The sequence below is a fragment of the Mesorhizobium comanense genome, from assembly GCF_005503535.1.
GTDB lineage: Bacteria > Pseudomonadota > Alphaproteobacteria > Rhizobiales > Rhizobiaceae > Mesorhizobium > Mesorhizobium comanense.
Genome location: NZ_SCNN01000037.1, coordinates 34,470 through 45,082, shown reverse-complemented (window position 1 = coordinate 45,082; position 10,613 = coordinate 34,470). Strand labels below are relative to the sequence as shown.

General features: G+C 61.6%; 9 protein-coding genes. 6 read left to right on the top strand and 3 right to left on the bottom strand.

Annotation, left to right across the window (positions count from 1 at the left end; all coding sequences use genetic code 11):
• Positions 1 to 663: LysR substrate-binding domain-containing protein (locus FFS37_RS33395; protein WP_137935191.1), on the bottom strand; the 663-nt coding region annotated here is incomplete at its 3' end.
• A gap of 146 nt (positions 664 to 809) precedes the next feature.
• Between FFS37_RS33395 and FFS37_RS33390 the strand changes: the two genes are divergently transcribed.
• From FFS37_RS33390 to metC, 5 genes are all read left to right on the top strand, one after another.
• Complete coding sequence (locus tag FFS37_RS33390; RefSeq protein WP_137935190.1) at positions 810 to 1,844, top strand: amino acid ABC transporter substrate-binding protein; 1,035 nt, start codon at positions 810 to 812, stop codon at positions 1,842 to 1,844.
• 61 nt (positions 1,845 to 1,905) lie between these two features.
• The gene (locus FFS37_RS33385) at positions 1,906 to 3,099 is read left to right on the top strand and encodes an amino acid ABC transporter permease (RefSeq protein ID WP_137935189.1); all 1,194 of its coding nucleotides are present in this window, start codon (positions 1,906 to 1,908) and stop codon (positions 3,097 to 3,099) included.
• On the top strand, positions 3,096 to 4,223 hold the full coding sequence (locus FFS37_RS33380; RefSeq protein ID WP_137935188.1) for an amino acid ABC transporter permease: 1,128 nt from the start codon (positions 3,096 to 3,098) through the stop codon (positions 4,221 to 4,223). The genes FFS37_RS33385 and FFS37_RS33380 overlap by 4 nt, the downstream gene beginning before the upstream one ends.
• 9 nt (positions 4,224 to 4,232) lie before the next feature.
• A complete protein-coding gene (locus tag FFS37_RS33375; RefSeq protein ID WP_137935187.1) occupies positions 4,233 to 4,958 on the top strand; it encodes an amino acid ABC transporter ATP-binding protein in 726 nt (241 codons plus the stop codon).
• Positions 4,958 to 6,193 carry a cystathionine beta-lyase gene (gene metC / locus FFS37_RS33370; protein WP_137935186.1) on the top strand — a complete coding sequence of 412 codons (1,236 nt, stop codon included), beginning with the start codon at positions 4,958 to 4,960 and terminating at the stop codon, positions 6,191 to 6,193. The genes FFS37_RS33375 and metC overlap by 1 nt, the downstream gene beginning before the upstream one ends.
• Positions 6,194 to 6,351: 158 nt before the next feature.
• Here metC and FFS37_RS33365 read toward each other — a convergent pair whose 3' ends face one another.
• Together FFS37_RS33365 and FFS37_RS33360 are read right to left on the bottom strand one after the other, a co-directional pair.
• Entirely contained in the window at positions 6,352 to 6,600 is a 249-nt protein-coding gene (locus tag FFS37_RS33365) for a heavy-metal-associated domain-containing protein (protein WP_137935185.1), read from the bottom strand.
• Between the two features lie 163 nt (positions 6,601 to 6,763).
• A complete protein-coding gene (locus FFS37_RS33360) occupies positions 6,764 to 7,783 on the bottom strand; it encodes a 2Fe-2S iron-sulfur cluster-binding protein (RefSeq protein ID WP_137935184.1) in 1,020 nt (339 codons plus the stop codon).
• Positions 7,784 to 8,042: 259 nt separating this feature from the next.
• Here FFS37_RS33360 and FFS37_RS33355 point away from each other — a divergent pair, with 259 nt between their 5' ends.
• Positions 8,043 to 10,583 (top strand): heavy metal translocating P-type ATPase, encoded by a 2,541-nt coding sequence (locus tag FFS37_RS33355; RefSeq protein WP_137935183.1) that lies wholly within the window; start codon positions 8,043 to 8,045, stop codon positions 10,581 to 10,583.
• Positions 10,584 to 10,613: the final 30 nt, after the last annotated feature.

The following is a 10,613-nucleotide window of genomic DNA, read 5'->3' as shown; positions in this document are numbered from 1 at the left end:
GGTTTCCACGACGATCCGGCGGCTGACACCCGCGTCCACGAACACGCGATCTATTCGCGCCCGCGCGGCGTCTTCGGCGGCCAGAGAAACAAACCGGGCGTCGGCAAGATCTGTTGGGCCGACCATCAGGCGCGCTGCCAGGGGATGCCCGTGCGGCATGATGCATACTGCCTCGGGCGCAACGATCACCCTGGCGTGTACGCCTGCACGGTCGATTTCGTCCGCCGCAAAGCCAATCTCGAACTGACCCGAAGCGACCAGATGCTTGACGGCCTCTGAACTTCGGATGTGCAGGAGGATCGAGACGTCGGGGAAGTCGCGGCTGAAGGATCCGACTGCGCGCGGTAAGAAGGCATTGCCCAGAACCGGGAGACTTGCCACCCTTAGTGTCCCCGAGGAAAAGCTGCGAATATTGTCGGCGGCAAAGCGTAGCCGCTCAAGGCCTATGAAGCTCCGCTGGACCTCATCATAGAAGGCATGTGCTTCGGTCGTGGGCCGAATTCGGCCCTTGCCACGATCGAATAGCTTGAGCTTCGTGCTCCGTTCGAGGTCCGACAGGAGGCGGCTGATCGCCGGTTGTGCAACGCGTAGAACCTCGGCCGCGCGAGTGGTTGTCCCGCATGCCATGACGGCCCTGAAAGCCTCGATCTGGCGAAAGTTCATGAAAACTCCTCAAGATATAACGCAAGTGCATAACATTCACTCAACTTAGCATTTGAATGCAAGGCCGCGATGCCGTTGGAATGTGTCGTGGCATCCTAGGCGTAAGCACGAGATCATCGAGCCCCGGGGGCAAGGAGACGGCGGATATGCGACACAGAGTTGGTGAAATCGTTTGCGCGGCGGCGATGGCGGCACTGCTGGCAGTGCCCGCCGCGGCGGGATCGAACGGGACAGTCGATGCGATCAAAAAGCGAGGCGAGGTCGTATGCGGCGTCTCAACCGGGCAATCGACAGGGATGAGCACACTCGACAATAAGGGCGATTGGCAGGGCTTTGAAGTCGACTTCTGCCGGGCATTGGCCGCCGCCTTGCTCGGCGACGCGACAAAGGTGAAATTCGCTCCTCTTGAATTCAAGGTGGCATTCGCCTCGCTGCAGTCTGGCGCGGTTGACCTGCTCGCACGCACCGCTACCTGGACCTTCAGTCGCGACGCGGAGCTGAACCTGGATTGGGCGGGCATCTACATTTATGACGGCCAAGGTTTCATGGTTGCCAAGAAACTCAACGTGTCGAGCGCAAAAGAACTCGACGGCGCCACGATCTGTCTCACGGGCGGCAGCACCACGGAACTCAACCTGGCGGACTACTTCCGCACGAACGGCATGAGCTATACGCCCATCGTGGGGAACGCCCGGGAGCAGAATCAACAGAACCTGGAGGCAGGGCGTTGCGACGTCTACACCAACGAACTCGGGGGGCTTGCCTCCAGCCGCACGGCAATGAAGAACCCCGACGACTGGGTGCTGCTCCCCGAGGTCATTTCAAAAGAGCCGACCGGCCCCGTCGTCCGGCAGGACGACCCACGCTTCCGCGATATTGTCTACTGGACACTCGCAACTCTGATCGCTGCGGAAGAATTGGGGATCAAGCAGGCAAATGTGCGCGAAATGGCGTCCAGCTCTGACAACCCCGAGGTCAAACGTATCCTCGGCACCACAGGCGAATTTGGCGCCATGCTGGGCCTCAGCAAGGACTGGGCTGTACGGATGATCGAAGCGACCGGGAACTATGGCGAGATCTTTGACCGCAACCTCGGACAAGGCAGTCCCGTCAAGCTGGCGCGTGGGCTGAACCGGCTATGGACCGATGGTGGATTGCTGTACGCGCCCCCGTTCCGCTGACATGGGCGTGCGAGCGGCTGCCGCTCGCCCCATCCAACATCTTGAAATGCTGTGAACCGCTATGGCAATTGAATCAACGATGAACGGGCGCTCGGAGATCAGAACTTGGGTTAGCCCGAACTGGCGGTGGCTGCGGGGCTGGCTCTCGCAGGCGAGCGTTTTGTTGCTGCTTGGGCTCGGCGCGGTCGTTGCCACTCAAAACCTGAGCGACAATCTGGCAATGCGCGGTCTCTCGCTCGGCTTCGGATTCCTCTGGCAACAAGCCGGCTTCGGAATTGGTTTCAGCATCATCTCGTTCACCGAGACCGACACCTACTGGCGTGTGTTCGCCGTCGGCGTCACCAACACCCTTGTAGCAGCCGGGCTCGGCATCGTCTTCGCCACGGTTCTCGGCTTCGCGATAGGAATTGCGCGGCTTGCGCCCAATTGGTCGGTGTCGCGCCTGGCGCTTGTCTATGTCGAACTGGTCCGCAACCTGCCGCTACTTCTCCATGTCCTCGTCTGGTATAATTTGCTGGTTCGCGCAATGCCGCCGCCTCGCGAAGGCATTTCGGTCGCGAACGTTGCCTTTCTAACCAATCGCGGCCTCTACCTACCAGCTGCGTCGGCGTCGAACGGGGGAGTGGTTTTTGCGGCGCTTGTTGTCGCCGTCGTGGTCACGCTCTTTTGGGTCTACGCTGGACGGGTGCATCAGTATCGAACGGGCCGGCAACGGCCGGTCGCAGCAGTGTCGGCGGTGATCCTGGTCGGGCTTCCGCTTCTCACGGCACTAACCTTCGGCGCCAGGTTCCGCATTGAGGTACCTAAGCTGCACGGTTTCAATTTTATCGGTGGCTACTCGGTGGCCCCCGAACTTGTGGCGCTCGTCGTCGCACTTGCAATCTACAACGCATCCTTCATTGCCGAGCTGGTTCGCGCCAGCATCGAGTCGGTCAACCGCGGTCAGCGCGACGCGGCGGCGGCGCTGGGCTTGCGTCGCGGTCAGATGCTTCGTCTCGTGATCATCCCGCAGGCGTTGCGCGTGCTCATCCCGCCGCTGTCCAACCAGTACCTGCAATTGCTCAAGGCATCTTCGCTGGCGACAGTCATCGGCTATCCGGATCTGATGAACGTCTTTGCTGGCACCGCGCTAAACCAGACCGGCCGCGCTGTCGAAATCATGTTGATGACGATGGCGGTCTATCTGGCGATCAGCGCGGCCATAGCTCTGGCTAGTGGCATCTTCAATCACCTCACGCGGATTGTCGAGCAATGAGCACGCGGATTTCTACGGCGGGCCAGCCGTTTCAAGCCGCTCCGCAGCATGCCTGGTTCCGCCGTTTGATGGCGTGGGCGCGGGGCAATCTTTTCCCGACGCCGTTCGATGCCGCGCTCAACCTCGTGATCGTCGCGCTGTTCGCGTGGCTCGTTGCGTCGATGCTTCCCTGGGCGCTGCTCGACGCGACATGGAGTGGTGGCAGCCGGGCCGACTGCACGGGAACCGGCGCATGCTGGGCTTTCGTGCTCAGCCGGCTTGACCAGTTCATCTATGGGTTCTACCCGGCCGCAGAGCGCTGGCGCGTGAACCTGGCCGGTACTGTGCTCATTCTCGGCTTGGCGGCGCTGCTCATTCGGGCCGTGCCCGGCAAGCGCGTCACCGGACTGCTGATGCTCCTCGTATACCCGCCCTTTGCCTTCTGGCTATTGAAAGGCGGCTTCCTGGGCCTCACTGGAGTTCAGACGGATCGGTGGGGTGGCTTGATGCTGACGCTAGTCGTCGGCGTGTCAGGCATCGTCCTGTCGTTTCCGATCGGTGTTGCCCTGGCGCTCGGCCGACGCAGCGATCTGCCTGTTTTTCACGGACTCAGCGTTCTTTTCATCGAATTGTGGCGCGGGTTGCCGATGGTCACGGTGCTCTTCATGGCCATCGTAATGCTTCCCTATTTTCTGCCGGCCGGCATGAAGCTCGACAGCCTGGGTCTCGCCATCGCCGGAATTGTGATGTTTCAAAGCGCTTGTTTGGCCGAGATCGTTAAGGGCGGGCTGCAAGCCGTGCCCAAGGGTCAATACGAAGCCGCCAAGGCGCTGGGTTTCGGGTACTGGCGAACAAGCGTCTACATCGTGCTGCCGCAGGCGATCCGCATCGTAATTCCCGGCCTCGTGAACAACTCGATCGCGCTCCTGAAAGACACGACCCTGGTGATGGTGGTCGGGCTCTTCGATCTCCTCAACATTGTCGCCGCCGGATCATCCGATCCGCGGTGGTTGGGCTCGGCGACCGAGGGATATATATTCGTTGGTCTGGTGTTCTGGACGCTGTGTTTCGCAATGTCCCGATACAGCCATCGGTTGGAACATTCGCTTCGCAGCCGCCGCCAACGACTCGGCGGTGTATCGTAGGGAAATCCAATGATAAGATTAACAGGAGTCCACAAATCGTTCGGCGCCTTCAAGGCCTTGGAGGACGTCAACCTGACCGTCGCCCAAGGCGAGAAGGTGGTGGTCTGTGGCCCCTCGGGGTCCGGCAAATCGACCATGATACGGTGCATCAACGGCCTGGAGCGTCACGAGCGCGGAACCATAACGGTCGCCGGCCAATCGGTATCGGACAAGGGGCAGGAGATCGAGGAGATCCGGCGCAGTGTCGGAATGGTGTTCCAGTCCTTTAATCTGTTTCCGCACTTGACGGTGCTGCGAAACCTGACCCTCGCACCGATGAAGCTGAAGAGGATGGCACGGTCGGATGCTGAGGATCTCGCCATGTCGCTACTGCGGCGCGTGCATCTGGAGGAATATGCCGGGAGGCTGCCTGACGAGCTCTCCGGAGGTCAGCAACAGCGCGTCGCAATCGCCCGCGCACTTGCGATGGCGCCGCGAGTGATGCTGTTCGACGAACCAACGTCGGCGCTTGATCCGGAAATGGTCAAAGAGGTTTTGGATGTCATGATCGAACTGGCGGAGACCGGCATGACTATGGTCTGCGTCACTCACGAAATGGGCTTCGCCAAGGCTGTTGCCGACCGTGTCGTGTTTATGTGCGGCGGCCGCATCGTCGAACAGGCCAGACCTGATGACTTCTTCACTGCGCCCTGTACAGACAGAGCGCGCCAGTTCATTCAGCAGGTGATACATTGATGAGTTCTCATAAGCCGCAGTTCGGGCTCGACACCATCGCCACACATGCCGGCCGCAACCCCGCGGCCCACGCAGGCAGCGTCAATCCGCCAGTCTATCACGCCTCGACGATTCTCTTCGATCGGATGGAGGACTACGAGAACCGGCGCGATCGCTTCTACGACGGCGTCGGCTACGGCCTCTACAATACACCGACCACGCTGGCGCTCGCGGAAGCGGTAGCCGAACTCGAAGACGCTTCGCACTGCCTGCCGGTGCAATCAGGAACCGCCGCAATTGCAACTACCCTAATGGCATTCGCCTCGTCGGGCGCGCACCTCCTCGTGGTCGAAACGGCATACCGGACGACACGCAACTTTTGCGAGGAGATACTGCGGCCTCTCGGCATCGACATCACCTATTATGACCCGATGCTCGGCGCGGCGATTGCCGATCTCATCACGCCCGCAACGACGCTCGTCTATCTCGAGAGCCCGGGATCGATGACGTTCGAGGTGCAGGACATACCCGCCATCACGGAGGTTGCGCGCCGGTATGGGGTGCCGACGGCGATCGACGCAAGCTGGGCCTCACCGGTATTCCTGCGGCCGCTCGCGCTCGGCGTCGATATCTCGATTCAGTCCGGGACCAAATATCTATGCGGGCATTCGGACATCATATTTGGGACCGTGGCGGTCCGCGATGAGACCCTCTTCCGTAGGCTCAAGGACATCTCCGGCCGCTTCGGGCACAGGCTCGGCGGAGAGGATTGCTATATGGCGCTCCGCGGCCTTCGCACGCTCCCTCTTCGAATGCAGCGGCATCAGGAAACTGCGTTGCGCCTAGCCGAATGGCTCGCCGCGCGGCCCGAGGTGAAACAGGTCCTGCATCCCGCCTTCCCCCAACATCCCGGACACTCGGCATGGCGGCGGGATTTCACTGGCGCCTCAGGTCTGTTTGGCGTGCTGCTGCATCCTGTCCCGAGGTCGGCCGTCGCCGCTGCGCTTGAGGGTATGAAGCTCTTCAAGATGGGCTCGAGCTGGGGTGGATACGAAAGCCTGATTGTGCCCGTTGAAGCGGGCTCGAAACGCGCTTCCGGTCCAGGGCAAGACGATGGCGCGCTGCTGCGTGTCCACGCAGGGCTGGAGACCGCGGACGATCTGATCGCGGACCTCCGGGAAGCGTTGGTCAGGCTCGTGGCGCACGCCCCGGAGCTTGCCAAGGGCGGCCATCCGCCATCACGTGCTGCACGATGAATTCACATCATCACCGGGTCCAGGAACGAGAATAGGCTGGGCTTGGCCGGACACCGGGAGAAAGTCGCCAACGCGGGAGAGGCGCGGATACGTCCGCGCCCCTTTTCGGTGTCGCTTGAGTCCGAACGGGCCGCTCTGCGGGCCCGTTCGGACAGGGATCAGTGAGACAATGGCCGCGCTTCATACCCTGCGGCGCTGATTGTCTTGGCCGCGACGAGCGGATTGCCCGCGACAGTGACTTCCCGTTTGTCCAGATCGATTCCAACGGCGACGCCGGGCATCAACTGATCGAACGCTTTGCGGATCGTTCCGGCGCAATGGCCGCAAGACATGTCGTCGACTTTAAACGTCGTCCCTTCGACCTTCTGGCCCGCGGTATCGGCTGTATGTTCGTGACAGCTGCACATAGGTCATTTCTCCTGGAAGCTCTACAGTCCCTTCAATCTGCACCTTACCACCGTTGGAAGGTCAAGATGAAATTATGCCGCTGCCAGGATAATATGCGGCCGGGCTCGCGGCATCCATTTCAAGCAGCTTTCGATCTGCCGCGGCGCGGCGTCGGCGCGGGGCTCACGAGCGCCATTCAGGAGCATGCTCGGGAGTGAAGAAAACGTCGGCATGAATGTCCGCAGCGCCTATGCCGCGTTCCAGAAGTACCAGTCCCACGGCCTCCACCATTGCGGGTGGGCCGGCAAGATAAGCTTTCCAGCCGTCCAGATCGTCGAGATCAGCCGCCACCGCGTCCGAGACGTAGCCGGCCCGGAAACCGAAACCTGGATTTTCTGAGAGGACAGGTACAAAACTCAGGTTCGAGTGGTCTCCCATCAGCGCGGTGAAGCGATCGACCAGATAGAGGTCGCGCTCCGAACGTGCCCCGAAATAGATGCGGATAGGCTGTCCCATCCCCTTGTCAAGCGCGGTCTCGGCCATCGCTTTGACTGGCGCGAGACCCGAGCCGCCGGCAATACCGAGAATCGGTCCGGAATGCTTCTCGCGCAAGAAGGCGGACCCTAGCGGGCCCTCTATTGAAACGCGGTCGCCAATCGTTGCGCAGGTCCAGATTCTCTGGCTTGCCGCGCCCGCGGGCACGCGTCGGACATGGAACTCTACTAGCTCCTCGCCTGGCCGGCTCGCCAGCGAATAGTCACGGGAAGGCGCTCCCGGATAGGATAGGCGCGCATACTGCCCTGCCTTGAAGGTGAAGCCGGCGCGATCGTCGAGTGTGATCCTGATCAGCTTGATGTCGTGGGTTGCGTCTTCCACCGCTGCGATGGTTCCCTCGAACCGGCGGACCGGGATGCCCGCTATCTCGTCCTCGCCGGCGAGCCAGGCGATGGTTGCGTCGGTAAGCGGCTGCGCCCGGCAGGCGAGGATCAGTCCGTCCGCCCGCTCCTTGGGCGAGAGTGCAAAGGGCGTGTGGGGCAAGAAGTCGACGGCTCCGCCGATGAGATGCGACTTGCACGAACCGCATCGTCCAGACCTGCATCCGTGCGGATATGGAATGCCCGCAGCGAGCGCGGCAGCGAGAATTGTCTCGCCGCCGCTGACGAAGATACTGCGACCAGCCTGCGGAATGAACACGGTTGGCATCGGGGCATCCTTCTCCCTGGCCGTCTCGGGATGGCCGAGCGATTGCGACCCGCAGTTCTTGCTGCAGAAAAGGGCTGCTGCAGAAAAGGGGTGCTGCAGAGGTTATGAGGCTTCCCACGGTTGCAAGGTCAAGAGCCTCTTTGGAATGGGATCAATCGTCATAGCCGGCTAGGATATTGATCGAATTTTGTCCCTTGACCTTCCTATGATGGGAACCTTTATATGATGTGGCAGCCACCCAAAATGGAGTTGCAGACCCATGAACGCCGTTACCCCACACACGCCAGCCGGGTCCGTTTCGGTTCCTGGTTCCACAATTCAGATTGGCATCGAGGGCATGACGTGCGCCTCGTGCGTGCGACGCGTTGAAAAGGCCATTGCCTCCGCGCCGGGCGTGGTCGGGACTTCGGTCAATCTGGCGACCGAACGTGCCGAGGTGACTTTCTCGGGTAAGCCGGACCTTGCTCCCGTTATCGCTGCAGTGTCGGCCGTTGGCTACGAGACCCGCGCGGACACAATTGAACTCGCCATCGAAGGAATGACCTGCGCCTCGTGTGTCGCACGCATCGAAAAGGCGCTGAAGGCTGTGCCGGGTGTGACCGATGCCAGTGTCAATCTTGCAACGGAGCGTGCCACGGTCCGCATCGTCGCGGGCACTATCGAGGCCGCCGCGCTTGAAAGAGCGGTGGCGGCAGTCGGCTACGAGGCGCGCCAGATCCTGCCGGACACAGACAAGGACCGTGAGCGTGATGGGCGGGAGGCTGAGATTCGGACGCTCCGTCGTTTGCTCGCGCTGGCCGCAGTTCTGACGCTGCCGGTTTTCACGCTCGAAATGGGCTCTCATCTCGTGCCCGCCTTCCATCACTGGGTGATGATGGCGCTCGGCGACTGGAACTGGCGCCTGCAATTCGTCCTGACCACGATGGTTCTGTTTGGCCCCGGCCTGCGTTTCTTCAGGAAGGGAATGCCGGCGCTGCTCAGGGGCGCGCCGGACATGAACGCACTGGTGGCGCTGGGCTCGGGTGCGGCTTGGGCCTACTCTCTTGTGGCGACCTTCCTCCCCAGTATCCTGCCGGCGGGTACCGCCAATGTCTACTACGAAGCAGCTGCCGTGATCGTGACGCTGATCCTGCTCGGCCGGTATCTTGAGGCACGGGCCAAGGGCCGGACCAGCGAGGCGATCAAGAAGCTCGTCGGACTGCAGCCCAAGACGGCGCGCATCGTCAAGAACGGTATCACGGTAGAGGTCCCTCTCGCTGAGGTACGCGTCGGTGACATGGTAATGGTTCGGCCCGGCGAAAAGATCGCGGTCGATGGCGAGATAGTCGGAGGATCATCCTTTGTCGACGAATCCATGATGACCGGCGAACCGCTACCGGTAGCCAAGGGTATTGGCGCAGAAGTGGTTGGCGGCACCATCAACAAGGCCGGCAGTTTTTACTTCCGTGCCACAAAGGTTGGCTCGGCAACGCTGCTGGCCCAGATCATCCGCATGGTCGAGGCCGCTCAAGGGTCGAAGTTGCCGATCCAGGCGTTGGTGGACAAGGTGACTGCCTGGTTCGTACCGGCCGTCATCGCGGCCGCCTTGCTCACTTTCGGAGCCTGGCTTGTGCTGGGGCCGGAGCCGGCGCTGTCCTTCGCGCTGGTCAACGCCGTTGCCGTGCTGATCATCGCTTGCCCGTGCGCCATGGGCCTCGCCACGCCGACTTCGATCATGGTCGGTACGGGCCGTGCAGCCGAACTGGGCGTGCTCTTCCGCAAGGGCGACGCGCTGCAGACGCTGCGGGACGCCACCATCATTGCGCTCGATAAGACCGGCACGCTAACCGAGGGCCATCCCGAACTGACAGACTTCGTCGTGGCGGACGGTTTTGTCGAAGCCGACGTGCTCAGGCTCGTCAGTTCTGTCGAGGCCCGCTCCGAGCATCCCGTCGCCGAGGCGATTGTGCGGGCGGCAGAACGGCGCGGCCTGGTGTCTTCCGATATCGAGAACTTTGAAGCCATTCCTGGCTTTGGGGTGAGCGCTGTGGTCGAAAGGCGCAATGTCGAGATCGGTGCTGACCGCCTGATGATCCGGCTCGGCCTGGACATCTCAACCTTTGCGCCAGCGTCAGTGCGGCTCGCCGACGAGGGCAAGACGCCACTTTATGCTGCCATCGATGGCAAGCTTGCCGCAATCATCGCCGTCGCCGATCCCATCAAGGCATCGACGCCAATGGCAATTGCGGCACTGCATTCGCTAGGCCTTCGGATAGCTATGGTGACCGGCGACAATCGCCGCACGGCCGAGGCGATCGGACGGCGTATTGGCATCGACGAAATCGTCGCCGAGGTGCTGCCCGACGGCAAGGTCGAGGCCGTCAAACAGCTTGGCCAGCACGGCGCTCGCGTTGCCTTCGTCGGCGACGGCATCAATGACGCGCCGGCACTTGCTGCTGCGGATGTCGGTGTCGCGATCGGCACGGGCACCGACATCGCCATCGAAAGCGCCGACGTCGTCCTGATGTCGGGCGACCTTCGCGGCGTGGCCAATGCGATTGCGCTCTCCAAGGCAACGATCCGCAACATTCGCGAGAATCTGTTCTGGGCCTTTGCCTATAACATTGCGCTCATACCGGTTGCCGCTGGCGTGCTCTACCCAGCTTACGGGACGCTCCTGTCTCCGATGCTCGCCGCCGGCGCCATGGCTCTTTCCAGCGTCTTTGTGCTGACCAACGCGTTGCGTCTCAGGCGCTTTCGGGCACCGATTGACGATCGACCACAAGCCAAGCAACTTTCCGAGAGGGCCTTACCGGCATGACGGAACTGATGCAGACGTATTTATCCAAGG

Bases quoted from the DNA above. Each gene is read 5' to 3' on its own strand.
- FFS37_RS33390 (WP_137935190.1), top strand. From the start codon at position 810: ATGCGACACAGAGTTGGTGAAATCGTTTGCGCGGCGGCGATGGCGGCA.
- FFS37_RS33385 (WP_137935189.1), top strand. From the start codon at position 1,906: ATGGCAATTGAATCAACGATGAACGGGCGCTCGGAGATCAGAACTTGG.
- FFS37_RS33380 (WP_137935188.1), top strand. From the start codon at position 3,096: ATGAGCACGCGGATTTCTACGGCGGGCCAGCCGTTTCAAGCCGCTCCG.
- FFS37_RS33375 (WP_137935187.1), top strand. From the start codon at position 4,233: ATGATAAGATTAACAGGAGTCCACAAATCGTTCGGCGCCTTCAAGGCC.
- metC (WP_137935186.1), top strand. From the start codon at position 4,958: ATGAGTTCTCATAAGCCGCAGTTCGGGCTCGACACCATCGCCACACAT.
- FFS37_RS33365 (WP_137935185.1), bottom strand. From the start codon at position 6,600: ATGTGCAGCTGTCACGAACATACAGCCGATACCGCGGGCCAGAAGGTC.
- FFS37_RS33360 (WP_137935184.1), bottom strand. From the start codon at position 7,783: ATGCCAACCGTGTTCATTCCGCAGGCTGGTCGCAGTATCTTCGTCAGC.
- FFS37_RS33355 (WP_137935183.1), top strand. From the start codon at position 8,043: ATGAACGCCGTTACCCCACACACGCCAGCCGGGTCCGTTTCGGTTCCT.